The 26,474-nt window shown below is 64.3% G+C and carries 15 protein-coding genes; 10 read left to right on the forward strand and 5 right to left on the reverse strand.

Features of this window, described 5'->3' with window-relative positions:
• Positions 1-5 precede the first annotated feature (5 nt).
• Positions 6-1,001: a YeiH family protein gene (locus GTP58_RS14475; RefSeq protein ID WP_202413668.1), complete on the reverse strand. Its 996-nt coding sequence runs from the start codon at positions 999-1,001 to the stop codon at positions 6-8.
• A gap of 190 nt (positions 1,002-1,191) precedes the next feature.
• Here GTP58_RS14475 and GTP58_RS14480 point away from each other — a divergent pair, with 190 nt between their 5' ends.
• The 5 genes from GTP58_RS14480 (at position 1,192) to GTP58_RS14500 (ending at position 8,242) form a co-directional block, all read left to right on the forward strand.
• Positions 1,192-2,298 carry an alpha/beta hydrolase gene (locus GTP58_RS14480; protein ID WP_161078030.1) on the forward strand — a complete coding sequence of 369 codons (1,107 nt, stop codon included), beginning with the start codon at positions 1,192-1,194 and terminating at the stop codon, positions 2,296-2,298.
• Positions 2,299-2,310: 12 nt separating this feature from the next.
• Positions 2,311-2,652: a DUF2946 family protein gene (locus tag GTP58_RS14485; RefSeq protein ID WP_161078031.1), complete on the forward strand. Its 342-nt coding sequence runs from the start codon at positions 2,311-2,313 to the stop codon at positions 2,650-2,652.
• Positions 2,653-2,722: 70 nt separating this feature from the next.
• A complete protein-coding gene (locus GTP58_RS14490) occupies positions 2,723-3,943 on the forward strand; it encodes a TolC family protein (protein ID WP_161078032.1) in 1,221 nt (406 codons plus the stop codon).
• Positions 3,936-5,123: an efflux RND transporter periplasmic adaptor subunit gene (locus GTP58_RS14495; RefSeq protein ID WP_161078033.1), complete on the forward strand. Its 1,188-nt coding sequence runs from the start codon at positions 3,936-3,938 to the stop codon at positions 5,121-5,123. Before GTP58_RS14490 ends, GTP58_RS14495 begins: the two co-directional genes overlap by 8 nt.
• A gap of 14 nt (positions 5,124-5,137) precedes the next feature.
• Positions 5,138-8,242 (forward strand): efflux RND transporter permease subunit, encoded by a 3,105-nt coding sequence (locus tag GTP58_RS14500; protein ID WP_161078034.1) that lies wholly within the window; start codon positions 5,138-5,140, stop codon positions 8,240-8,242.
• Here the strand turns inward: GTP58_RS14500 and GTP58_RS14505 are convergent.
• Together GTP58_RS14505 and acpA are read right to left on the reverse strand one after the other, a co-directional pair.
• Positions 8,217-9,716 carry a tryptophan halogenase family protein gene (locus GTP58_RS14505; RefSeq protein WP_161078035.1) on the reverse strand — a complete coding sequence of 500 codons (1,500 nt, stop codon included), beginning with the start codon at positions 9,714-9,716 and terminating at the stop codon, positions 8,217-8,219. The two genes, GTP58_RS14500 and GTP58_RS14505, sit on opposite strands and share 26 nt — an antisense overlap.
• A 109-nt stretch (positions 9,717-9,825) precedes the next feature.
• A complete protein-coding gene (gene acpA / locus GTP58_RS14510) occupies positions 9,826-11,967 on the reverse strand; it encodes an acid phosphatase (protein ID WP_161078036.1) in 2,142 nt (713 codons plus the stop codon).
• Positions 11,968-12,115: 148 nt separating this feature from the next.
• Here acpA and GTP58_RS14515 point away from each other — a divergent pair, with 148 nt between their 5' ends.
• The gene (locus GTP58_RS14515; RefSeq protein WP_161078037.1) at positions 12,116-13,324 is read left to right on the forward strand and encodes a cytochrome-c peroxidase; all 1,209 of its coding nucleotides are present in this window, start codon (positions 12,116-12,118) and stop codon (positions 13,322-13,324) included.
• 50 nt (positions 13,325-13,374) lie between these two features.
• Entirely contained in the window at positions 13,375-16,038 is a 2,664-nt protein-coding gene (locus GTP58_RS14520; protein WP_161078038.1) for a polysaccharide deacetylase family protein, read from the forward strand.
• Here the strand turns inward: GTP58_RS14520 and GTP58_RS14525 are convergent, their stop codons facing one another.
• Both GTP58_RS14525 and GTP58_RS14530 read right to left on the reverse strand, forming a co-directional pair.
• On the reverse strand, positions 16,039-16,350 hold the full coding sequence (locus tag GTP58_RS14525) for a cupin (RefSeq protein WP_072783461.1): 312 nt from the start codon (positions 16,348-16,350) through the stop codon (positions 16,039-16,041).
• Positions 16,351-16,454: 104 nt separating this feature from the next.
• Positions 16,455-17,057 carry a DJ-1/PfpI family protein gene (locus GTP58_RS14530; RefSeq protein ID WP_161078039.1) on the reverse strand — a complete coding sequence of 201 codons (603 nt, stop codon included), beginning with the start codon at positions 17,055-17,057 and terminating at the stop codon, positions 16,455-16,457.
• Between the two features lie 76 nt (positions 17,058-17,133).
• On the opposite strand from GTP58_RS14530, the gene GTP58_RS14535 reads away from it, so the two are divergent.
• The 3 genes from GTP58_RS14535 to GTP58_RS14545 all read left to right on the forward strand — a co-directional run bounded on the left by GTP58_RS14535 (position 17,134) and on the right by GTP58_RS14545 (position 26,235).
• Positions 17,134-18,108 carry a GlxA family transcriptional regulator gene (locus GTP58_RS14535; protein ID WP_161078040.1) on the forward strand — a complete coding sequence of 325 codons (975 nt, stop codon included), beginning with the start codon at positions 17,134-17,136 and terminating at the stop codon, positions 18,106-18,108.
• A 2-nt stretch (positions 18,109-18,110) separates the two neighbouring features.
• Positions 18,111-18,503 (forward strand): hypothetical protein, encoded by a 393-nt coding sequence (locus tag GTP58_RS14540; protein WP_229215568.1) that lies wholly within the window; start codon positions 18,111-18,113, stop codon positions 18,501-18,503.
• A gap of 493 nt (positions 18,504-18,996) precedes the next feature.
• Positions 18,997-26,235 (forward strand): heme utilization protein, encoded by a 7,239-nt coding sequence (locus tag GTP58_RS14545; protein WP_202413672.1) that lies wholly within the window; start codon positions 18,997-18,999, stop codon positions 26,233-26,235.
• Positions 26,236-26,474 lie beyond the last annotated feature (239 nt).

A 26,474-nucleotide genomic window follows, 5' to 3' on the forward strand; every position in this document is an offset into this window, starting at 1 on the left:
ATTCCTTAAGCGATATGCAGAAAATGGATCAGTCCCAGGCTGATGGCCGACAGTGCCAGCAGGGACAGCACCACGACCATGGTAACCCGGCCACCGGCGCGCAGCACAGAGCTCGCATCGACACCCAGGCCCAATGCCGCCATGGACATCACGGTCAGCGCATTGGCGGCGATGTGGGTTGGCGCCAGCAGCGCTTGCGGCAGCAGGTCGAAGGAACGCAGCGCCATCAGCGTCAGGAAGCCGACGATGAACCATGGCAGCAGGTGCGACAGTTGCGGGCGCTGGCGTTCGCTGCGTGGACCGAACAGGGACAGTAGCAGCACGACCGGCCCGAGCATCAGCACGCGGACCAGTTTGACCAGTGTGCCGATGTGGGCGCTGGTCAGCGATACGGCGCTGGTGGCGGCCAGCACTTGCGGCACGGCGTACACGGTCAGGCCGGCAAACACGCCGTACTGCATGGCGGACAGCGACAGCAGCGGCATCATCAGCGGCAAGGTCAGCACCACAATCACGCCCAGCACGGCGGTGAAGGAGATGGAGGCGGCAACGTCCTCGCCATCCGCATCAATCACCGGCGCTACGGCGGCGATGGCGGAATTGCCGCAGATGGAGTTGCCGCAGGCGATCAGGATGGCCAGTTTGCTGGGCAGGCCACCGAGGCGGCCAATCGCGTAGCTGCAGGCGATGGCCAGCAACACCACGCCGGCGATGCCAGCCAATAGCGTCCAGCCGTTCGCAAGGATGGCCCCGGCACTGACCGATGCGCCCAGCAGCAGGACGGCAAGTTCCAGCAGGGTTTTGGCGCTGAAGTGGATGCCGGCGTCCCAGCGCGGCGATAGCTGCACGGTGGTGCGCAGGGCGGTGCCGAGCACGATGGCCAGCACCAGGCTTTCCAGCCAGGCGCGGCCGAATAATGCTGCTTCGATGCGCTCCAGGCCGATGGCGGCGGCAGTGACGGCTGCACACAGCAGCAGGCCAGGCAGGATATTGTTGCGCATTTCATACTCCTTATTACAAATCCGAATAAGCAAAGTATGAAACCGCATGGCCATGCGGTCCATTGATATGTTCTGCACAAATCATTCGATTTTATAAAACAATTGGCGTCCACCCGTTATCAGGCGAGCGGAATCGCTCTTGACATTGATATCACGCTAAGATGGCCGTTTCTTGGTCGGGGGAGCAGCGATGGGAATGCGTGATTGGCTGGCGGCGGTGCTGGTTGGGGTATGCAGTCTGGCGCAGGCGGCCGGACCGAACAACCGCGCGGAAGCAGTGCAGATCGTCGCGGAGATGCGCCGCGTGGTGACGCCCGGCGGCGTGGAGCGCAGCCAGATGGTGCGTATCGGCGGCATCGACCAGGCGGTGACGATACGCGGCACGGACCTGCGCAATCCCATCCTGCTCATGGTGCATGGCGGCCCGGGTTATGTGGCGATGCCGACCAGCTGGTATTTCCAGCGTGGCTGGGAGGACTACTTCACCGTGGTCCAGTGGGACCAGCGCGGCGCCGGCAAGACCTACGCCGCCAACGATCCTGCCACCGTGGCGCCGACCATGACGCGCGCACGCATGCTGGCCGATGCCGAAGAAATGGTGACATGGCTGCGCAAGGAATTCGGCAAAGACCGTATTTTCCTGATGGGGCATTCCTGGGGCAGCTCATTGGGCGTGGACATCGCCAGCCGCCATCCGGAGTGGCTGCATGCCTACATCGGCATGGGGCAGATCGCCAATTCGCCCGAGAGCGAGCGGCGCGGCTGGCGCTTCGCGCTCGATGCGGCAAGGCGTGACGGCAACCAGCCGGCGGTGCGCGAGCTGGAGGCGCTGGCGCCCTATGCCGCGCCAGGGCAGACGGTGCAGCTCAAGGACCTGTACGCGCAGCGCAAATGGCTGGGTTACTACGGCGGCGCGGTGCATGCGCGCCGCGGTTTTGAGGCCGAGTCGGCGGCCGTGAAGCTGGCGCCCGAATATTCGGATGCGGAGCTGAAAACCATCTGGGAAGCCGGCGATTTCTCCGCCAGCCATCTGCTGGCCGATGTGGTGGCGACCGATTTCAGCAAGCTGACGCAGTTCCGCTGCCCGATCATCATTTTCAACGGACGCCATGACTACAATGTGTCGTCCAGCGTGACGGCCGAGTGGTTCGAGACGATACAGGCGCCGTCGAAAAAGCTGGTGTGGTTCGAGCACTCGGCGCATGAGATGTTCAACGAGGAGCCGGGCAAGACGCTGGTGTCGCTGGTGAATCTGGCGCGGCCATTTGCCGAGAAAGCAGGCGATGTAGCTCCCTGATACAATAGCCGCGTGAAAAAAATCCTGCTCATACTGCTGCTGACAATATTGCCTATCCAGTACTCCTGGTCGATGGCGGCCGTCTATTGCCAGCACGAGTCGAGCAAGGTCACGCACTTTGGCCACCATGGCCATCAGCACCAGTCGCAAGCCGATGATGGCGCGGACAAGAGCAAGCTGTCCAAGCATGGCGATTGCGAGGTTTGTCACCACGCGGTGCAGGCCTCGCTGTCCGGCGCCGATGCGGTGCTGGCCGCTGCGCCGGCTGCCGTGTACACGCCGTCCGGCGTGCCGCGCTACCACTCCTACATTGCCGACGGGCCGCCACGGCCCAACTGGTCCCTCGTCGCTTAACGCGGCGAGACCTGATCTCCTATTCCCTGTCACGTCTCGTCGAATTCCATCCTTTTAACTGGAGAATTCGATGTACAAATTTGTTTTGCCGCTATGGCTAGCGGCATGGTCTGCCTATGCGCAGGCCGGAATCGAGCCGCCTGCGCCATTGACGCTGCCCGCAGCGCTGGCGTTGGCGGATAGCGCCAATGCCGATCTGGCGGCGGCGCGTCATGAACTGTCGGCGGAAGATGGCGTGGTGCAGCAGGCTGGTTTGCTGCCCAATCCCTCGCTGACCGTGGAGCGCGTCGATACGCGGCGCGATACGCGCGAAACCACGGTGCAACTGAGCCAGCCGCTGGAACTGGGCGGCAAGCGTTCGGCCCGGGTGCAGGCGGCGCAGCGCGGACGCGAAGGTGCGGCGGCCGCGCTGGTCCAGCGTCGCGCCGAGGTGCGTTCTGAAACTACGGCGGCGTGGTTTGCGGTGCTGGCGGCGCAGGAGCAGTTACGTCTTGCGCAGAAGGCGTCCGAGCTGGCGCAGCGTGCGGCAGCGGCGACTGGCCGCCGTGTGGTGGCCGGCAAGGTGTCGCCGGTGGAGGAGACGCGGGCGCAGGTGGCGGCATCCACCGTCAAGCTGGATCTGATCCGCGCGCAAAGTGCGCTGGTGACGGCGCGTGCGCGGCTGGCGTCCATGTGGGGCAATCCGGCGCCGGTGTTTGAGAAGGTGGCGGGCGAGATCGAGGCGCTGCCCGAGTTGGCGCCGCTGCCGGCGCAGCGTGCGTTGCTGGCGCAGGCGCCGGCCATGCAGGTGGCACGGTCGGAAGTGGAACGCCGCCAGGCGCTGGCGAAGGTGGAGCTGTCGCGCCGCGTGCCGGATGTGTCGGTGAATATCGGCAGCAAGCGTTCGGAGGAGCTGGGGCGTACGCAGGCGGTATTTGGCATCTCCGTGCCGCTGCCGCTGTTCGACCGCAATCAGGGCGCGGTGCTGGAGACGGCACGCCGCGCCGACAAGGCGCGTGACGAGCTGACGGCGACTGCTTCGCGGCTGGAGGCCGAGTTGGCGCAGGCACGCGAGGAGTATGCCGCGTCGCGCGCACAGGCGCTGGCGCTGCGCAGCGAGATTCTGCCGGGCGCGCAAAGCGCCTACGACGCGGCCATCACGGGCTTCGACTACGGCAAATTCGGCTTCCTCGATGTGCTGGACGCGCAGCGCACGCTGTTGCAAGCCCAGTCCCACTACCTGACCACCCTGGCCGACGCGCATCGCGCGCAAGCCGCCATCGCCCGCATTCTGGGAGCAGATCATGAATAAGAAACAGACCATTACCATCGCCGCCATGGCGGCTATTGCGCTGCTGCTGGCGGCGTTCATTCTCAAACCGCGTGCAGAAAGCGCGCATGACGGTCATGCGGACGGCGAGCCGGCCACTGCTCGCGAAGGCGCGGCTGCGGTCGAGGCGGTGGCGTTGAGCGAGGCGCAAATCAAGGCGGCCGGTATCACGCTGGCCGCTGCCGGCCCGGCGCAAATCAGCACCATCCTCACGCTGCCAGGCGAAATCCGCTTCAACGAAGACCGTACCGCGCACGTGGTGCCCAAGCTGTCGGGTGTGGTGACCGCCGTGCATGCGGAACTGGGCGAGACGGTGAAGCGTGGCCAGTTGCTGGCGATAGTCGCCAGCAGCGCCTTGTCGGAACAGCGCAGCGAACTGCTGACCGCACAACGCCGGCTGGCGCTGGCCGGCACCACGCTGGAGCGCGAACGCAAACTGTGGCAAGACAAGATCTCCGCCGAGCAGGACTATCTGCAGGCAAAGCAGGCTGCGAGCGAAGCGGAAATCGCGGTGCAGAACGCGCGCCAGAAACTCAGCGTGCTGGGTACCGGCGCTGCTGGCGGTGCGCACTTGAATCAGTTGAATCAGCTGGAATTGCGCGCACCGTTCGATGGCGTTGTGATGGAAAAGCACCTGGCGCTTGGCGAGGCGATCAAGGAGGACGCCAACGTCTTCACCATCTCCGACCTGTCCACCGTATGGGCCGATTTCGCCGTGCCGCCGCAGGATCTGAACCGGGTGCGTGTTGGTGAAACGGTTATCGTCCGTGCGTCCGCGTTTGATGCCCAGGCCAGCGGCAAGATCACCTATGTCGGCGCTCTGCTGGGTGAGCAGACCCGCACCGCCAAGGCGCGCGTGTCGCTGAAAAATCCGCAGGGCGCATGGCGTCCCGGCCTGTTCGTCAATGTCGATGTGCAGTCGGGCCTGAGCTCCGCTGCCGTTACAGTGGCGGCGGATGCGGTGCAGACGATAGACGGCAAGTCCGCCATCTTCGTGCGCAATGCCAGGGGCTTCCAGGTGCAGACGGTGACGCTGGGGCGCAGCGATGGCAAGCTTACCGAGGTGCTGCAAGGTCTGTCCGCAGGCGCGCAATATGCCGCCGTCAACAGCTACGTGCTGAAAGCGGAGCTGGGCAAAGACAGCGCCGAACACGAACATTGATACGGGAGACGACTATGTTTGAACGTATCATCCGCTACGCCATCCATCAGCGCTGGCTGGTCCTGCTGCTGGTCGCGGGCATGGCTGCCCTAGGTATCTACAGTTATCAAAAGCTGCCGATTGACGCGGTGCCGGACATCACCAACGTACAGGTGCAGATCAATACGGCGGCGCCGGGCTACTCGCCGCTGGAGGTCGAGCAGCGTGTGACCTTCCCGCTGGAGACGGTGCTGGCTGGCTTGCCGCGCCTGGAGCAGACACGCTCGCTGTCGCGTTATGGCCTGTCGCAGATTACCGTGGTATTCAAGGACGGTACCGACATCTACTTTGCGCGCCAGATGGTCAGCGAACGTTTGCAGGAAGCACGCGCGCAACTGCCTGCCGGGATCACGCCGTCGATGGGGCCTGTTTCCACCGGCCTGGGTGAAATCTACCTGTGGACGGTGGAAGCCAAGCCGAACGCAAAAAAAGCCGATGGCACGCCGTACACGCCAACCGATCTGCGTGAGATTCAGGACTGGATCGTCAAGCCGCAGCTGCGCAACGTGGCTGGCGTCACCGAGATCAATTCCATCGGCGGCTACGCCAAGGAATATCATGTGGCGCCGCAGCCGCAACGGCTGGCCTCATACGGCCTGACCTTACAGGATGTGGTGACTGCACTGGAGCGTAACAACGGCAATGCCGGCGCCGGCTACATCGAAAAACGCGGTGAACAGCTGCTGGTGCGCGCACCGGGGCAGGTACGCTCGCTGGAAGATATCCGCAACATCGTGCTGCGCACGGCGGGCGGCGTGCCGGTGCGCGTGCGCGATGTCGCGGAAGTTGACGTCGGCCGCGAACTGCGCACCGGCGCGGCCACGGAGAATGGCCGTGAGGTGGTGCTGGGCACCGTCTTCATGCTGATCGGCCAGAACAGCCGCGCCGTGTCGCAGGCCGTGGACCAGCAGATGGCCGTCATCAACCGCAGCCTGCCGCCAGGCGTGGAGGCGATCACCGTCTACGACCGCACCGCACTGGTGGACAAAGCCATCCGCACCGTGAAAAAGAACCTGCTGGAAGGCGCGGTGCTGGTGATTGCCGTGCTGTTTATCTTCCTCGGCAACCTGCGCGCGGCATTGATTACAGCCATGGTGATCCCCTTGTCCATGCTGTTCACCTTCAGCGGCATGGTGGCGTACAAGGTCAGCGCCAATCTGCTGAGCCTTGGCGCGCTGGACTTCGGCATCATCGTGGACGGCGCGGTGGTCATCGTTGAAAACTGCGTGCGCCGCCTGGCGCATGCGCAAGCGACGCTGGGCCGTCCGCTGACACGCGCGGAGAAGTTCGAAGAAGTCTTCGCTGCCGCCAGGGAAGCGCGCCGGCCGCTGTTATTCGGTCAGCTCATCATCATGGTGGTCTATCTGCCGATCTTTGCGCTGACGGGCGTGGAAGGCCGCATGTTCCATCCGATGGCGCTGACGGTGGTGATGGCGCTGCTGGGCGCGATGATCCTGTCGGTGACCTTCATTCCCGCTGCCGTGGCGCTGTTTATTGGCGACCGGGTGGTGGAGAAGGAGACGCATCGCATCAACCGCTGGTACGGCGCAATGCTGGAACGCACGCTGGCGAATACTCCGGTGGTGCTGAGCTTTGCCGGTATTGCGGTGGCGCTGTCGCTATTGCTGGCGACGCGCATGGGCAGTGAGTTCGTCCCCAGCCTGAACGAAGGCGACATCGCCATGCAGGCCCTGCGCATCCCCGGCACCAGCCTGACGCAGTCGGTTGAGATGCAGAAGCAGATCGAGACGACGCTGATGCGCAAGTTCCCGGAAATCGAGCGTGTCTTTGCGCGTACGGGTACGGCGGAAATCGCATCCGATCCGATGCCGCCGAATATCTCGGACGGTTACATCATGCTGAAGCCGGAGCCGCAATGGCCCAAGCCCCGGAAGTCGCATGCCGAGCTGCTGGAGGCGATACAGAAAACCGTGGCGGCAATGCCGGGCAATGCCTACGAGTTCTCGCAGCCGATCCAGCTGCGGTTCAACGAGCTGATATCGGGTGTGCGCAGTGACGTCGCCGTCAAGCTGTTTGGCGACGATGCCGATGTGCTCAACGGTACCGCTGTGCGCATTGCCGCCATGCTGGGCAAGGTGAGCGGTGCGCAAGAGGTGAAGATCGAGCAGACCAGCGGCCTGCCGGTGCTGACCGTCGATATCGACCGCAGCAAGACCGCGCGCTATGGCCTCAACGTCAGCGATGTGCAGGACGCGATTGCCACCGCCATCGGCGGCAAGGAAGCCGGCACCATGTTTGAGGGGGATCGCCGCTTTGATATCGTGGTGCGCTTGCCGGATGCACTGCGTGCGGATATGGAGGCGATCCGCCGTCTGCCGTTGCCGCTGCCGGGCGGCGCCAACTTCATCCCGCTGGGCGAGGTGGCGACGTTCACCATTGCACCGGGGCCGAACCAGATCAGCCGCGAGAACGGCAAACGCCGTGTCGTCATCAGCGCCAACGTGCGCGGGCGCGATATCGGTTCATTCGTTGCGGAGGCGGAGCAGCGCTTGCAGCAGGTGACCATCCCCGCCGGCTATTGGACCACGTGGGGTGGCCAGTTCGAGCAGCTGCAATCGGCTTCGCAGCGTTTGCAGATCGTGGTGCCGGCAGCACTGGCGCTGGTGATGCTGCTGCTGTTCGCGATGTTCGGCAATCTGAAGGATGGCTTGCTGGTGTTCAGCGGCATTCCGTTTGCACTGACGGGCGGCCTGGCGGCGCTGGCGCTGCGCGGCATACCGTTGTCCATCTCGGCGGCGGTGGGCTTTATCGCCTTGTCCGGCGTGGCGGTGCTGAATGGCCTGGTGCTGATTTCCGCCATCCGCAAGTTGCGCGAAGATGGCCGCACCGTTGAACAGGCGATCCGCGAAGGTGCGCTGGGCCGTTTGCGTCCCGTGCTGATGACGGCGCTGGTGGCTTCGCTGGGCTTCATCCCCATGGCGATTGCTACCGGCACCGGTGCGGAGGTGCAGCGGCCACTGGCAACTGTCGTCATAGGCGGCATCCTGTCGTCTACCGCGCTGACGCTGCTGGTGCTGCCGCTGCTTTACCGTCTTACTTCGAAGCGCAGCGCGCCTTGATGTAAGCGGCGTGTGACGGCATCTGGCTGACGCACTGGCCGATCACGGAAGCGATGTCGCGCAGGTAGCTGGCGACTTCGCTTTCGTCCATCAGGTCGGCCAGTGGGTGATAGCTCTCGACCGGCACGCGCTGGCCCTGCAGCACCTGCAGCCAGCCAGCTTCCGCAAACAGCTCGTTATCGACGCGCACGATGCGGCCACGGCTGCGCCACAGGGCCATCTTGTCGCGCAGCGACTGCGGCACGTCCATGGTGCGAACATGGTCCCAGAACGGTGTGTCGTTGCGCTCCGTGGCGTGGTAGTGCAGGATCAGGAAGTCGCGAATGCGTTCCACCTCGAAATCGCACTGGCGGTTGAACTCCGCCACGTCCGCAGCGCTGAAGCCCTGGTCCGGGAAAAAGGCAATCAGGCGCGCGATGGTGGACTGGATCAGGTGGATGCTGGTGGATTCCAGCGGTTCCATGAAGCCGGAAGACAGTCCCACCGCCACCACGTTCCTGTTCCAGACCTGTTTGCGCTTGCCCGCCGTGAAGCGCAGCTGTTTGGGCTCTGCCAGTGCGCGGCCGTCCAGGCTGGACATGAGGATGCCGGCCGCTTCATCGTCACTCATGAATTTCGAGCAGTAGACATGGCCGTTGCCGGTGCGGTGCTGCAAACCGATGCGCCATTGCCAGCCTGCCGGGCGCGCGGTGGCGCGCGTGTAAGGCAGCAGTTCGTTCCCCAGTTCGCACGGTACGGCGTAGGCACGATCGCATGGCAGCCAGTGCGACCAGTCTTCAAAGCCGGTGTGCAGCGCCTGTTCGATGAGCAGGCCGCGGAAGCCGGAGCAGTCGATGAACAGTTCACCGCCAATCAGCTCGCCGTTTTCCATGCGGACGGCATCGACGTGGCCATCCGAGGCGCGCGTCAATGCGTCAACCACTTTGCCTTCGATGCGGCATACACCCTTGGCTTCGGCATACTGGCGCAGATAGCGCGCGTACAGTCCGGCGTCGATATGGAAGGCATGCACGATATCGGCCAATGGCGAGTTGCCGTGCGAGCGGTCGGCGCGCATGAATTTGCCGGCCTTGGCGGCCATGCGGTTGATGGAGTAGTGTTCGATGTCCGGCGCCTTGCCGGCATGCTGCATGCGCAGCCAGTACTGGTAGAACGGCAGCGTGGCCAGGTCCTGGCCGAAGATGCCGAAGCCGTGCATATAGCTGTCGCCAATGCGGCCCCAGTCCTTGAATTCGATACCCAGCTTGAAGGTGGCCTGGGTGGCGCGCATAAACTCGTCTTCGTCTATGCCCAGCACGGAGTTGAACAGCTTGATCATGGGGATGGTGGATTCGCCCACGCCCACGGTGCCGATGTCGTCGGACTCGATCAGTGTCAGTTTGATTTTATCGCCCAGCACGCGGGCCAGGGCCGCTGCTGTCATCCAGCCGGCGGTGCCGCCGCCGACGATCACTACCTGCTTGATGTTCTCCATCCATTCCGCCTTTATGGTTTATTTTTTGACGCTATGCGGTGTCACTATATCGCATCGCGGCCGGCAGTAACGGCCAAGGCGGAAGCCGTTACTGCCGGTGTCAGGCTGCTTACTCCTGTGGCGTCAGGGCCAGGGCGGCGCTGAAGTCGCCCATCGGCTTGGCGCCGCTGGTAGCCAGCGCTTTATCACGCGTGGTCAGGCCATCCAGCACCGGCAGGTTGAAGCGGTGGGTGATGGCGCGCAGGATCGATGCGGAGTCGTACTGCGTATGGTCGACGGTCCCCTTCTTCACGTATGGCGACACGATGATTGCCGGGACGCGGGTGCCTGGACCCCAACGGTCGCCCTTCGGTGGCGCGGCGTGGTCGTAGAAGCCGCCGTTTTCGTCGTAGGTCACGATGACCAGCATGTTCTTCCACTGCGGGCTCTTCTTCAGTTTGGCGATGACGTCGGCGATGTGCGCGTCGCCGTCCGCTACCGAAGCATAGCCGGCGTGCTGGTTCAGGTTACCTTGCGGCTTGTAGAAGGCGACGGCTGGCAGCGTGCCGGCAGCGGCATCCGCCACGAACTGGGTGTCGTAGTCTTTCAGGTGAGCCGCGCGGTAAGCCGGGAACTTCACCGGGTCCATATTGGCGAAGTAGTTGAACGGCTGGTGGTGGAACTGGAAGTTAGGCGGATTGGTGAACGCGCCGCGTGGGGCGGCGGTGCCGGCTGCCAGCGAATCCTTCCATGCGCCGGCATACCAGGCCCAGTCGACGCTCTTGGCGGTCAGCAGGTCGCCAATGTTTTTCTGGGTTTGTGGCGGCAGCGTATTGGACTTGTTGGTGTCGGCGAACAGGCGGGTGCTGTCGTCGCCGGACGGGGCGTTCGAACTAGGCTGGTACGGCGGCTGCATGGTGTTGACCGCGTAGAACATGCCGCTCGAATCCGCCGGCGTGATGGCGCCGTCGTTGGCGTAGGCCGGTGCGCCATTCAGCACGCTGGCTGGCGCGGTGGCCGATGGCGTCAGGCGCAGGAAGTTGCCTTTGCTGTCCAGGTCGATCTTGGCGATCGAACCCGAGGCGACCGACTTGTCGGCGTTCGGGTATTGCGGTGCGCAGGCGCAGATCAGGTACTGGTGGGTCAGGAAGGAGCCGCCGAAGGCGCCGATGAACAGGTTGTCGGCCAGCGCGTACTGCTTGGCGATGTCCCACATCTTCATCTTGCTGCCGTCGTAGTAGCCCATGGTCAGGCCGCCGGCGTCGGAATAGGCCGCGAACTTGTCGTTGGCGCCGCCGTTAATCTGCATCTGGTTGTTGTAGAAGCGGTGTACCAGGTCGCGCGTGATGACCGATTGCGGCATCGAGATCGCGCTGTTGGCGTCGTCGATCTGGAATGGCTTGTTGGCCAGGTTGGCCGACTGCGCCTGGGTGATGACCAGGCTCTGGCCCGCTGCGGTCATGCCGCCCCAGGTCGGTGGCAGTACCGGCAGGGTGCTGTTGTCGTAGTCTTTCTGGGCGACGTAGCCGCCGGTCGAGGTCGGGTTCACGCCCGGTACGCCGTTGGCGCCTGGGAACAGGCCGTACAGGTTGTCGAAGCCGCGGTTTTCCGCGTAGATCACGACGATGTTCTTGATGTTGGCCAGCGCGGCGCCAGCGGTGACGGTGCTGGCGATGTCGGATGCGGCGGCCTGGGTGGCGGCGTTGGCGATGACGCCGGTCATGACGTCGTTTTCGGCCTTGAGCTTGGCCTGGTCGTCGCCGCTGACCTTGTTGACGTCAGCCAGCAGGTTGGCTTCCGCAACGCCGAGACGGGCGGCCAGCTGGCTGCTGGCTTTGGCGAAGTCGCCGCCGTTGGCGTCCATGAGCGCGGTCAGCTCGGTGCTGATGGCGTCCACCACGGCAGTGTGGCCGTCGGGGGCGCGGAACAGCAGTTTCTGGGTGACCTTGGTACCGGCATCGCCGACCGCGTCGTGGCGGATGGCGTCGGTGCCCACCGTGACCAGCAGCGCGCCGTGGCTGGCGCCGGTGATGGTGAAGCTGCCGTCCGCGCCGGTGCGTACGGTACCGGAGTTGCTGTCGCAGGTGAATTTGGCGCTGCTGCTTTCCAGGCAGACCACAGCGTTTTCATAATAGCTGCCCACGACCTGGCCGGTCATGGTGGGGACGCTGCTGTCGGACGAGCTGCCGCAAGCGATCAGGCCGGCGCCGATGCCGGCTGCCGCCAGCACCAGCGGCAGTGGACGCAGCGCCGTTTTCAGGGTGGATTTCATCTTCATGCCTTGAGGGTGGGGTGTGAAAGCGGCTCATGCTAATTAGGAAATATTTCAGGACGATGAAATGAAACGGCCGCAAAAGTATCGTTTTGTATCGGTTTCTAACTGTCATGTAGCGGTCATGTCATTTTGGTAGGCTGCGCGCATGAAAATTATTTATGCAGTGTTGACCGCTGCGCTGCTCAGCGCCTGCCATCCCAAGACCCCTGACGACGCCCCCAAGGCGGCCTATGCGCCCAGCGCCCACCAGCCCACCGTGCCGGAGCTGACCGCGCTGGGCCGCGCCATGTTTGTGGAGCCGAGCTTGTCTGCCTCAGGCCGCACCTCGTGCGCCAGCTGCCATAGTCCGGACAACGCCTTCAGCCCGAATAACAATCTGGCGGTGCAGCTGGGCGGCGGCGATGGCCGCACCGAGGGCACGCGCGCGGCGCCGTCGCTGCGCTATATCCAGAACGTGCCGGCGTTCACCGAGCACTATCACGATGATGATGGCGACGACAGCGTCGATGCGGGCCCGACCGGCGGCCACAACTGGGATGGCCGCGTGCAGACTGCGCACGAACAGGCGCTGGGACCGCTGCTGTCGCCGCGCGAGATGGGCAACAAGGATGAGGCGGCCGTGCTGGCCAAGCTCAAGGCCGGGCCGCTGGCGCCGCAGTTCCGCAAGGTGTTTGGCGAAGACGTGTTCGAGCGTCCGCGCGCGGCCATGCAGGGCGCGCTGATGGCGCTGGAAGTGTTCCAGGAAAGTCCGGCCGAGTTCTATCCCTACACCAGCAAGTACGATGCCTTCCTGCGCAAGCAGACCACGCTGTCGGCGCAGGAGCTGCGCGGCATGCAGCTGTTTAACGACGAGACCAAGGGCAATTGCGCGTCCTGCCACATCGGCCGGATTTCGCCGGGCGGCGTGTTCCCGCAATTTACCGACTATGGCCTGATCAATATTGGCGTGCCGCGCAACCGCCAGCTGGCGGTGAATGCTGACCCGGCGTATTACGACCTCGGCCTGTGCGGGCCGGACCGCACTGATCTCAAGGATCACAAGGAATACTGCGGCGCGTTCAAGACGCCATCGCTGCGCAATGTCGCGCTGCGCAAGGTGTTCTTCCACAATGGCAGCTTCACCAGCCTGGAACAGGTGATCCGCTTCTACGTCACGCGCGATACCACGCCGCAGAAGTGGTACCAGGGCGGCCGCAAGTTCGACGACCAGCCGGCCGGCATGGACGCCAACGTCAATAGGGAAGCGCCGTTTGGCGGCAAGCCAGGCGACAAGCCGACGCTCAACGAGCGCGAGATTGCCGACATGGTGGCGTTCCTGAAGACGCTCACTGATGGCTACCAAGTGAAAAATTAGCAAATGTGTCATAGAATGCTGATTCCGTTGCTTTAAAGAATTGCATTCTCATGAAGAAAAAAGTCCAGTATCTGTTGATCATTGCCGCCGTGGCGGCGGGTGTGGCGGGGCCGGTGGCCTACTTCGGCGGGCGGCAGGGCGCGGCGCCCACTGCGGCGCCGGCTGCCGCGACGGCCGCCGTGCCGCAACTGCAACCCGAGTTGCAGGCGCTGCTGGCCAACTACCGCAAGATCATCGTCCTGCTGGCGGATGAGAAATCGCTCAATGATGGCGAACGCAAGGCGGCCAACCAGGTTGGCCAGGCACTGTTCCATGAAAACCTGGAACGTCTGGCACGCGTGCAGGCGCTGCTGGGCCAGGCGCAGGCGCTGCCGCAGTCCCAGCGTGATGCGGCGGACGACGCGCTGCTGTCGTATATCGAATCCTCGGCCGACCTGTTTGACGCCGACCGCCTGGCCTTCCGCGAAGTGTTGATCAGCCTGCAAAAACTGGCTGCTGCCGACCAGACGCTGCCGGCCATCAAGCTGCACAAGCGCGTCAGCGAAGACCTGGCGGCGCTGGAAGATATCGAAAAGCAGTATGACAAGGAGCTGAGCGGCATCTTCGGCCGCTTTGAAACGCGCGCCATCGTGCCCAAGCGCGAGCGCTGGGAGGACTACATCGCCAAGCTGCGCAAGCTGTACAGCCGCGAACAGATCATGAAAGACTACGGCGTCATCGTGCCGTATCCGGACCCGCCGAAGACCGCCGAGCAGGAAGAGCAGGGCAAGGAAATCTTCGGCAACACACTGCCGCCGAAAACCGTGGTGCTCACCTTTGACGACGGTCCGCATGGCACGTACACGGAGGAAGTGGCAGCCATCCTCAAGCAGTACAACGTGCCGGGCGTGTTCTTCCAGGTGGGACAGAATGTCGGCAAGCTCGACGCGCAGGGCAAGCAGACTTTGAGCAAGAACGCGGCAGAGAGCCGCCGCCTCATCGACGCCGGCCATACCGTCGGCAACCACAGCTTCACCCACGCGCAGCTGTCCAAGCAGAAGGGCGAAGCGCTGTATGGCGAGATCGCCAATGCGGACGCGATGCTGAAGGCGGCCGACTCACGCCGCTCGCAACTGTTCCGCTTCCCGTATGGCGCGCGCAATGCCGAAGGCATGGCCGTGCTGTCCAAACTGGGCCTGCGTTCGGTGATGTGGAATGTCGATTCGCTGGACTGGGCCGATCCCGTGCCGAGCTCGATTGCCAACCGCGTGCTGACCACGCTGGGCAAGGAGCAGCGCGGCATCATCCTGTTCCACGACATCCACGAGCGCAGCGTCAAGGCGCTGCCGATGGTGCTGGACAAGCTGATTGCCGATGGCTACAGCTTTGCTGGCTGGGACGGACAAGCGTTCAAGGTCGCGCAGGGCAGCCGGCCGGAGCCGGAGAAGATTGCCGTCAGCACCGGCTATGCCAACAGCTACGCGGTGGTGATCGGCATTAACGACTACCAGAAGTGGCCCAAGCTGCAGTACGCGGTGCAGGATGCCAAGGCGATCCGCGACACGCTGGTCAACCGCTTCGGCTTTGCCAGCGAGCGTGTATTCACCCTCAGCAATGGAGAAGCGACGCGCAACAACATCCTCGCGGTATTCCACGACAAACTGGCCGATGCCAGGCTGAACAAGGACGACCGCATCTTCGTGTTCTTTGCCGGCCACGGCGCCACGCGCCAGCTGAGTTCGGGGCGCAACCTCGGTTACATTGTCCCGGTGGACTCCGATCCGCAGCAGGTCAGCGTCGATGCGATCCCGATGACGGATTTGCAGAACATCGCCGAAAGCCTCAACGCCAAGCACGTGCTGTTTGTGATGGATGCCTGTTACAGCGGCCTGGGCCTGACGCGCGGCGGCGGCAACACCGCCTTCCTGCGCGACAACGCGCGCCGCATGGGGCGGCAGATGCTGACGGCCGGCGGCGCCGACCAGATGGTGGCCGATGGCGGCCCGAACGGCCACTCGATCTTCTCCTGGACGCTGCTGCAGGCGCTGGGCGGCAAGGCCGACCTCAACGGCGACGGACTCATCACCGCAACCGAGCTGGCCGCGTATGTGGCGCCGGCGGTATCGAGCGTATCGCAGCAGACGCCCGCGTTTGGTAGCCTGCCGGGCTCGGAAGGCGGCGAGTTCGTGTTCCAGCTGCCGGCCGAGGCCGAATTCCTGAGCGCGCAATCGAGCCAGCTGTCGCCGGAAGCGATCGCGATGAACAGCAAGCTCGACAGCGGCCGCAACCAGCAGGCCGACGGCAACACCGTCGTCATCAAAAACCTGCAAGGTGGCGAACAGAAGATCGCCGCACCGAAGCCGGTGGATGCCTCCGCGCGCCAGCTGGCGCAGCGCGCCAACGACAAAGGCCTGCAACTGTACAAGGAAAAGCAGTACGCCCAGGCAGAAGCCGCGTTCACCGAAGCGTTGAAATACCGGCCCGACTTCGGTCTGGCGGCCAACAACCTCGGCTTCGTCTACTACAAGCAGGAGAAATATGCCGAGGCGGCGCGCTGGTTCGAGAACACCATTCAAATCGACACCTCGCGCGCCATCGCCTACCTCAACCTGGGCGACGCGCGCATGCACCAGGGCGACAACGACAAGGCCCGCAAAGCCTACAGCAGCTTCCTCGAACTGGCGCCGAATCACGCCAGTGCCGGTTATGCGCGCGAGCAGCTGAAAAAACTCTAATCAGTCGCTGCCGGCCCGCTCGATCACGAGGATGCGGGCCGCGCCGCGCGGATGGGCGCAATGAGCGTCGCCGGCGCCGGCAAAGAACAGATCGCCAGCATGCAGCGTGGCCACTTGTTCATTGCCGGCGATACGGTAGTGCATATCGACCACGCCATCCATCACGGCAAACACCTCCTCGCCATCGTTGACGTGCCAGCGATAGGGCTGATCGGTCCAATGCAGGCGCACGGTGGCGCTGTCCATCGCCGCAATCAACTCGCTGCCCCAGGCCTGCGCCGCAGTGAAATCCTTACTTCGAATCACTTTCATACTTTTCCCCAAGTCGGGGTCAGGTCCGTCATTTCTACACGCACTCAGCTTTAGCGGCGTCTTACGGCCGAGCTCGTGTAGAAATGACGGACCTGACCCCGGAGTTAAGCTTCTTTCCAGTCGTATTCCATTTGCAGGGCGGTGCGCTGTGCCAGCTCGCGGCTGGCCAGGCGTTCGACCAGGTGCAGCGACATGTCGATGCCGGCGGAGATGCCGCCGGAGGTGACGGTGCGGCCGTTGTCGATCCAGCGGCGGTCAGTCCTGACGGTGACTTGCGGCCAGCGCTGTTGCAGTTCGGCGATGTCTTCCCAGTGGGTGGTCGCTTCTTTGCCGTTCAACAGGCCTGCTTCGGCCAGCAACAGGGCGCCGGTGCAGACGGCGGCGACCAGCTCGCAATCGCGCGCTTGCCCGGCGATCCACGCGATCACTTCCGGTTTGGCCAGTTCTGCCGTGACGACGCCACCGGGAATCACCAGGACGTCGATCTGGCCGGCGTCGGCAAACGTGGCCTCGGGATGTAGTTCCAGTCCGGCCCGTGCGCGGATCGGTGTCCGTTCCGGGGCCAGGGTGCGGACCCGGAATGGCGCCGCCGCGCCGGGCGCCAGCTTGCCAGCGACGCGGCTGGCGCAGGTGAAGACTTCGTAAGGGCCGGCAAAGTCCAGGACTTCGACGTCGTCATAAATGTAGATGCCGATGGTGCGTGTCATGTTGTGCTCCTTTCGGATGAATAGTGCCATCACGGCGATTGACACAGATGACATCAATGGTGGAATATCTGCCATTATGAATCCCATCGATATCTGGCTGCTGGTGTATTCCGGCTTTACTTTGCTGGACGCCACCGGCCCCGCGCAGGTGTTTTCTTCCGCCAATGACGAGGCGTGCGATGCCGGCTTGCCGCCGCCTTACCGGATTCAGATGATTTCGGCCGATGGCGGCCTGGTCGCCTCCACTTCGGGCGTGGCGTTGCAGACCGCGCCGTTGCCGCGCGACGGCCTCGGCGGGGCGACCTTGATTGTTTCCGGCGGCCGTGGCCTGGAGTGCGATGCCAGTCCGGCGCTGGAACCGTCGCTGGTAGCCTGGGTGCGGCAGGCGGCCGCCACGGTGGGACGTTGCTGCTCGGTCTGCACGGGGGCGTTTGTGCTGGCCCGCACGGGACTGCTGGATGGCCGGCGGGCGGTCACGCATTGGCAGGACGCGGCGGCGCTGCAAGCCCAGCACCCCGCCATTACGGTGCAGGAGGACGCGATCTATATTAGAGATGGCGCGCTGTACACCTCGGCCGGGATTGCTGCGGGCATGGATCTGGCCCTGGCGCTGGTGGAAGAGGACCTGGGCCGCGCCGCCGGGCTGGCGGTGGCCAAGCGGCTGGTGGTGTTTTTCAAGCGGCCCGGCGGCCAGCGCCAGTTCAGTTCGGAGCTGCTGGCGCAGGCTGATCCGCAGGGCTTGCATGGCCAGCTGACGGGCTGGCTCAGGCAGCGGCTCGCGCAGCAACTGGATGTGGAGCAGATGGCGGCGGCGTTTGCGCTGTCGGTACGCACGCTGCACCGGCGTTTGCAGCAGGAGGCGGGGATTTCGCCGGCCCAGCTGCTGTTAAGGCTGCGCATGGAAGCCGCTTGCGCGCTGCTGGAAAAGCCGGGCATGACGGTCAAGCGCGCTGCCCACCAGAGCGGCTTCGGCAGCGAGTACAATCTGCGGCGCGCGTTTGCCGCGCAGCTGGGGGTGGCGCCCAGCGATTATCAATCTCGCTTTGGATGATGATGCTGGAATTCGAAAAATGGCTGGCCCGGGTATTACTATTGAATAGCGCGCTGGCGCTGGGTGTCTCGCTGGGGCTGCTTGGAGAGCCGCTCAGCGGCACTGGCTTGCACCTGGTGTTTGGCGCTGCGTTGCTGGGCTTTCTCTCGGCCGTGCTGTCGCTCAAGCGCTGGCTGCCCGGCGTGTGGGGCGGCGCCCTTTATTACCTGCTGCAGGTGGCCAGTTATTTTCCTTTCGATGGCAGCGCGTCGTTCAGTGTCAAGGCCGGCGTCAGCATTGGCCTGGTGCTGCGTTTCCCCAACGCAGTGGTGGTGCTGAATATGGTGGCCCTGCTGCTGCTGGCCGCGACGATGGCGGTGCTGGTCTGGCGTCCGCGCACAAAATTGTCAAATTGACAGCGATTTATCCCGCTGTTCTGTCATCTGCCTGTCATACCGCCACGTCAAAATAGCCGTACGGATACTTTTTTCCGTAGTGGAACTTATTTCTTCTACCAATGAGTTACACTTATGAAAATGGCTGTCAGGCAATTATTATGAAACCATAATATTGCCAGGAAGTGGTTGCGACTTGACGACATTCCGGCAAAAAGTTCCTGACGGCAATTAGACTTCGCTATAATGTGAGGTCCAATAGTCCCGAATTTACTGCGCTCGGGAACTGCTGTAGGCCTTAAGTTTTACCCGTATAAAAGTTTACTTAATGGAATCCAGATTTCCGTCGTTATATACACTGCGGAGCTGTTTTTACCGCATAAGTGGGCAAGAAATCTTGCTAATAAGTATACATAAATACGTAATGATGTCCTAACAGGGCTTGGGGCCAGATCAGGCTGGCACTCAGGTTGCTATCTGCGCAAAAAAACGTAGTACCTCCAGGAGAAATACAATGGGTTTCGCGTCTACCTTAACCACGGCACAGCTGGCTGCGCTGAGTACAACCTTCGTCGCTTCGATCAGCACCGAAGACATTGTGGCCTTCAGTTCTGATCAGCTACAGGCATTCACGACGGCTCAAATTCCTGCGTTCACGACCGCCCAGCTGGCGGTTGGCTTTGGTACTGCGCAAGCCGCAGCGCTGACCTCCACCCAGGTCGGCGCACTGAAATCGACCCAGGTCGCCGCGCTGCGCACCGCCAGCTTTGCCGCCTTGTCGACCGGCGACATCGCCGCGCTGGCGACCAGCGCACTGGCGGGCGTCACCACCAGCCAGATCAAGGCCCTCACCACTGACCAGGTGGTCGCACTGACCACCAGCCAAGCCTCCTCGCTGAGCACCGCGCAAGTCGCCGCCCTGAATACCGGCGCCATCGCTGCCATGGAAACTGCGGATCTGGCCGCCGTTTCCACCGCGGCGATCGCGCAACTGAGCACCGCCCAGGTTGCCGCCCTGACCACCGCGCAGATCACCAACCTGTCGACCAATGCGCTGTCGGCCCTGAGCACCAACGCCATTTCTGCCCTGAGCACCGATCAGGTGGTGGCGCTGACCTCGAATGAAATCGCCAGCCTGAGCACTGGCCAGATCGCCGCCCTGTCGAGCCGTTCGCTGGGCGCGATTGAAACCGCCGACCTGGCCGGCCTGAGCACCAAAGATATTGCCGCGCTGCGCAGCGCGCAAGTTGCCGGCCTGACGACCGCTCAGATCGCCAACCTGTCGACCAACCAGGTCAACGCCTTCACCACCACCGTGCTGGCCAGCCTGAGCACCAACCAGGTTGTCGCGCTGACGTCGCAGCAAGCTGGTGCGCTCAATAGCAGCCAGGTTGCCGCCCTGAGCACCAACGCGGTTGGCGCACTGGACACGGCCGATGTGGCCGCACTGGCCACCGCTGCTATCGCCGGTCTGAGCACTGGCCAGATGAAAGCGCTGGACAGCGCGCAAGTGGTGGCACTGACCACCGCACAAGCTGCTGCGCTGAGCGCGGTTCAGGTGGCCGCACTGGGCACGTCCGAACTGTCGGCCATGGAAACCGCTGACCTGAGCGTCCTGAAAACCGCTGCCATCGCTGCCCTGAGCACCGCGCAGGTATCGACGCTGACCACCGGCCAGGTGACCAGCCTGGCGACCGGCGCGATTGCTGCGCTGAGCACCGCCGGCATCGCTGCCCTGACCACCAACCAGATCGTTGCGCTGAGCTCGCAACAACTGGCTGCCTTCAGCACGTCGCAAGTGTCGGCGCTGAGCAGCAACAGCATCGGCGCGATTGAAACCGCCGACCTGGTTGGCCTGAGCACCAGCGCTGTCTCCGCCCTGCGCAGCGCGCAACTGGTGGGCCTGACCACGGGCCAGGTTGCCTCGCTGTCGACCAGCCAGGTCGCTGCGCTGACCTCGGCGGCTGTGGCCGCACTGAATACCGCCCAGGTCGTCGCCCTGACCACCCAGCAAGCCAGCATCCTGAGCACCGCGCAAGTGGCGGCACTGGGCACCGCTGCCGTGGCTGCCCTGGAAACCGCAGACTTTGCCGCGCTGTCGACCAATGCCGTTGCCGCACTGACCACCAACCAGGTCAAGGCACTGACCAGCGACCAGGTGGTTGCGCTGACCACCGGCGAAGCCGCCGCGCTGACCACCGGCCAGGTGGCCGCACTGAGCACCACCGCGATTGCCGCGATGGAAACCGCCGACCTGAGCGCACTGAAAACCGCCGCCATCACCGCGCTGACCACCGCGCAAGTGTCGTCGCTGACCACCAGCCAGGTATCGTCGCTGGCCACCGGCGCGGTAGCTGCGCTGAGCACCGCTGGCGTGGCCGCACTGACCACCAACCAGATCGTCGCACTGAGCTCGCAGCAGCTGGGCGCGCTGAGCACCGGCCAGGTGTCGGCGCTGAGCAGCAATAGCATCGGCGCGATCCAGACCGCTGACCTGGTAGGCCTGAGCACGGCAGCGATTGCTTCGCTGCGCAGCGCCCAGCTGGTGGGTCTGACCACCGGCCAGGTGGCTTCGTTGCTGACCAGCCAGGTTGCGGCACTGAGCTCGGCGGCCATCTCGGCCCTGAACACCGCCCAAGTGGTCGCCCTGACCACCCAGCAAGCGAGCATCCTGAGCACCGCGCAAGTGACCGCGCTGGGCACCGCTGCCGTGGCTGCGCTGGAAACCGCTGACTTCGCCGCACTGTCGACCGGCGCTGTTGCCGCGCTGACCACCAATCAAGTCAAAGCACTGACCAGCGATCAGGTCGTGGCGCTGACCACCACCGAAGCCGCCGCGTTGACCACCGGCCAAGTCGCCGCACTGAGCACCACCGCGATTGCCGCGATGGAAACCGCTGACCTGAGCGCACTGAAAACCGCCGCCATCAGCGCACTGACCACTGCACAAGTGTCTGCACTGACCACCGGCCAGGTGACCAGCCTGGCGACCGGCGCGATTGCCGCGCTGAGCACCGCTGGTGTAGCGTCGCTGACCACCAACCAGATCGTGGCGCTGAACTCGCAACAACTGGGCGCGCTGAGCACCGGCCAGGTAACGGCCCTGAGCAGCAACAGCATCGGCGCGATTGAAACCGCTGATCTGGTGGGCCTGAGCACTGGCGCGATTGCCGCGCTGCGCAGCGCCCAGCTGGTGGGTCTGACCACCGGCCAGGTCGCTGCCCTGTCGACCACGCAAGTGGCCGCACTGACCTCGGCCGCGATCTCGGCCCTGAACACCGCACAAGTCGTGGCACTGACCAGCCAGCAAGCCAGCATCCTGAGCGCCGCGCAAGTGACTGCGCTGGGCACCGCAGCAGTCGCCGCGCTGGAAACCGCTGACTTTGCCGCACTGTCGACCAACGCTGTTGCTGCGCTGACCACCAACCAGGTCAAGGCACTGACCAGCGACCAGGTTGTCGCGCTGACCACCGGTGAAGCCGCTGCGCTGACCACCGGCCAGGTCGCTGCGCTGAGCACCACCGCGATTGCCGCGATGGAAACCGCCGACCTGAGCGCACTGAAAACCGCTGCGATCAATGCCCTGAGCACCGCGCAAGTGTCGTCGCTGACCACCAACCAGGTCACCAGCTTGGCGACCGGTGCAGTAGCTGCCCTGAGCACTGCCGGCGTGGCCGCACTGACCACCAACCAGATCGTGGCGCTGAACTCGCAACAACTGGGCGCCCTGAGCACCGGCCAGGTGTCGGCGCTGAGCAGCAACAGCATCGGCGCGATCCAGACCGCCGACCTGGTGGGCCTGAGCACCGGCGCGATTGCCGCCCTGCGCAGCGCCCAGCTGGTCGGTCTGACCACCGGCCAGGTGGCTGCGCTGTCGACTACCCAGGTGGTGGCACTGAGCTCGGCCGCGATCTCGGCCCTGAACACCGCCCAGGTGGTGGCCCTGACCAGCCAGCAAGCCAGCGTGCTGAGCACCGCGCAAGTCACCGCGCTGGGCACCGCTGCGATTGCCGCACTGGAAACTGCCGACTTTGCCGCACTGTCGACCAACGCGGTTGCCGCGCTGACCACCAACCAGGTCAAAGCACTGACCAGCGACCAGGTCGTGGCCCTGACCACCGGCGAAGCCGCCGCCCTGACCACCGGCCAGGTCGCCGCGCTGAGCACCACCGCGATTGCCGCGATGGAAACCGCTGATCTGAGCGCACTGAAAACCGCTGCCATCAACGCCCTGAGCACGGCGCAAGTGTCGTCGCTGACCACCGGCCAGGTGACCAGCCTGGCGACCGGTGCAGTGGCTGCCCTGAGCACCGCTGGCGTGGCATCGCTGACCACCAACCAGATCGTGGCGCTGAACTCGCAACAACTGGCAGCCTTCGGCACCGGCCAGGTAACGGCCCTGAGCAGCAACAGCATCGGCGCGATTGAAACCGCCGACCTGGTGGGCCTGAGCACCGGCGCCATCGCTGCCCTGCGCAGCGCCCAGCTGGTCGGCCTGACCACCGGCCAGGTCGCTTCGCTGTCGACCAGCCAGGTTGCCGCACTGACCTCGGCCGCGATCTCGGCCCTGAACACCGCACAAGTGGTGGCACTGACCAGCCAGCAAGCGAGCATCCTGAGCACCGCGCAAGTGGTCGCGCTGGGCACCGCTGCTGTCGCCGCACTGGAAACCGCTGACTTTGCCGCACTGTCGACCAACGCGGTTGCTGCGCTGACCACCAATCAAGTCAAGGCACTGACCAGCGACCAGGTTGTCGCCCTGACCACCGGTGAAGCCGCTGCGCTGACCACCGGCCAGGTGGCTGCGCTGAGCACCACCGCGATTGCCGCGATGGAAACCGCTGATCTGAGCGCACTGAAAACCGCTGCGATCAACGCCCTGAGCACCGCGCAAGTGTCGTCGCTGACCACCAACCAGGTGACGAGCCTGGCGACCGGTGCAGTGGCTGCCCTGAGCACCGCCGGCGTGGCCGCACTGACCACCAACCAGATCGTGGCGTTGAACTCGCAACAACTGGGCGCCCTGAGCACCGCGCAAGTGACCGCGCTGAGCAGCAACAGCATCGGCGCGATCCAGACCGCCGACCTGGTGGGCCTGAGCACCGGCGCGATTGCCGCCCTGCGCAGCGCCCAACTGGTGGGCCTGACCACCGGCCAGGTGGCTTCGCTGTCGACCACCCAGGTGGTGGCACTGAGCTCGGCGGCCATCTCGGCCCTGAACACCGCCCAGGTTGTGGCCCTGACCACCCAGCAAGCCAGCGTACTGAGCACCGCGCAAGTGACCGCGCTGGGCACCGCTGCGATTGCCGCGCTGGAAACCGCCGACTTCGCCGCGCTGTCGACCGGCGCCGTAGCGGCCCTGACCACCAACCAGGTCAAGGCACTGACCAGCGACCAGGTCGTGGCGCTGACCACCACCGAGGCTGCCGCGCTGACCACCGCGCAAGTGGGCGCGCTGAGCACCAACGCCATCGCCGCCATGGAAACCGCGGATCTGGCAGCACTGAAAACCGCTGCCATCGCGGCCCTGAGCACCGGCCAGGTGGCTGCGCTGAGCACCAACCAGATCACCAGCCTGGAAACGGAAGCGATCGCGGCCCTGAGCACTGCCGGCGTGGCATCGCTGACCACCAACCAGATCGTGGCGCTGAATTCGCAGCAGATCGGCACGCTGAGCACCGCGCAAACCGTGGCGCTGAGCTCGGCCAGCATCGGTGCGATTGAAACGGCTGACCTGGCAGGCCTGAAAACCAGCCAGATCGCTGCGCTGCGCACCGCCCAGCTGGCGGGCCTGAGCACCGGCCAGGTGGAGTCGCTGTCGACCGCGCAAATCGCCGCGCTGAGCACCGGCTCGATCAACGCGCTGAGCACCAACCAGATCGTGGCGCTGACCACGCAGCAAGCGGCCGCACTGAGCGCCGCCCAGGCTGCCGCACTGAGCGCTGCCGGCCTGGCGGCCATGGAAACGGCGGACTTTGCCGCTCTGTCGACCGCTGCCATCGCCGCGCTGACCAGCAACCAGATCAAAGGCCTGACCACCAACCAGGTCGTGGCCCTGACCACCGGTGAAGCGGCTGCGCTGACTACCGGCCAGGTAGCCGCACTGGCCACCAGCGCGATTGCTGCGCTGGAAACTGCTGACCTGGCGGCGATCAAGACCGCCGCGATTGCCGCACTGGGCACCGCCCAGGTGGTGGCACTGACCACCAACCAGGTCAACAGCCTGGCCACCGGTACGCTGGCCGCGCTGAGCACCAGCAGCATTGCCGCACTGAGCACCGACCAGATCGTGGCGCTGAGCTCGCAGCAACTGACCGCGCTGAGCACCAACCAGTTCGTAGCGCTGAGCTCGAACAGCATCGGTGCGATCCAGACTGCCGATCTGGCAGGCCTGAGCACCACCGACGTGGCGGTACTGCGCAGCAGCCAGCTGGCCGGTCTGACCACCAGCCAGGTGGTTGCCCTGAGCACCAGCCAGGTCGCCGCGCTGTCCTCGGCATCCTTCGCTTCCGGCCTGACCACGGCGCAGATCGCCGCACTGACCACCGCCCAGGCAGCAGCGCTGGCGACGGCCCAGGTGGCAGCACTGTCGACCCGCAATCTGGCCGCACTGTCGACCGATGCACTGGGCGCGCTGAGCACCCAGGACATCGCGGCACTGACCACCTCGCACATGGCAGCACTGAATTCGGCGCAAGGCGTAGGCCTGACCTCGAACCAGGTCGCCGCGCTGAGCACCGCGCAAGTGGTGGCGCTGTCGACCGCAGCACTGAATGCACTGGAGACCGGCGACTTCGTGGCCCTCAAAACCAGCGCGATCCGTGCCCTGACCACGACCCAGATCCGGGCGCTGTCGACCAACGATATCCAAGCGATGACCACCACGCAGGCGGCGGCGCTGACCACCCTCCAGCTGAACGCGATGACCTCGGACCAGACGCATGCGATACCTACCGACCATATCGCGGTGCTGACCCCGATCATGCTGGACCTGAACGGCGACGGCATCCAGACCCTGGCGCGCAGCGCTGGCGTGCAGTTCGACCATCTGGCCAACGGCACCAAGCTGAGCACCGGCTGGGTTGGCGGCGGCGACGGTCTGCTGGCGCTGGACCGCAACCATGACGGCATCATCAACGATGGTAGCGAGCTGTTCGGTTCGGGCACCACGCTGGCCAACGGCAAGAAAGCCGACAATGGCTACCAGGCCATGGCCGAACTGGATACCAACGGCGACGGCGTGATCGATGCCAAGGATGCCCAGTTTGCCGACCTGCGCGTCTGGGTCGATGCGAATGCCGACGGCGTCAGCCAGGCGGATGAACTGAAGTCGCTGGCCGACCTCGGCATCACCAAGCTGAACCTGGATGTCAAGAAAGACAACACGGTCAACAATGGCAACATCATTGGCCTGACTTCGACCTACGAGACGGCCGATGGCGCCAGCCACGCGGCAGCCGACGTCTGGTTCCAGGTGGCGCCGGTGGCTCAGCTGAGCAGCAATGTCAGCAGCCTGAGCCAGGCACTGGCTTCGTTCAGCAGCCCGGCGCCGGCAGCACCGGCGGCCAAGCTGGAAGTGCCAGGCCAGAGCGTGAACGGCGGCGCGGCCCAGCTGGCGGCAGCAATGCGCCAGTTCGATGCCGACGGCAAGCCGACCCTGAGCAGTACGCAGGCGGCCAGCGACAGCGAGCTGCGTCTCAAAGCGCTGCAGTCCGGCGCCGCACACGGCATCCTGGCGGTGCCAGGCAAGTAAGCATCCCGCAGTAAGTCAAACGGCAGAGCAAACGCTCTGCCGTTTGTGTCTGGGGCGGCAAAAATGCAGTTGATTCTCATTGCCCCGAGTAAACAAAAAAACTTAATGCTTTTGAGAAAAAGGTCGCTTTGTACGTTCAGGCCAGCTAGCCCCGCAAATTTGTGGGGATGATTGGCCGAAACTATGCAGTAGAGCAAGGCCATTGAAATGTTAACGCAGGGCAAAAACAGCAGCGGCCG

This window comes from Duganella sp. CY15W, assembly GCF_009857555.1.
Classification (GTDB): domain Bacteria; phylum Pseudomonadota; class Gammaproteobacteria; order Burkholderiales; family Burkholderiaceae_D; genus Rugamonas; species Rugamonas sacchari.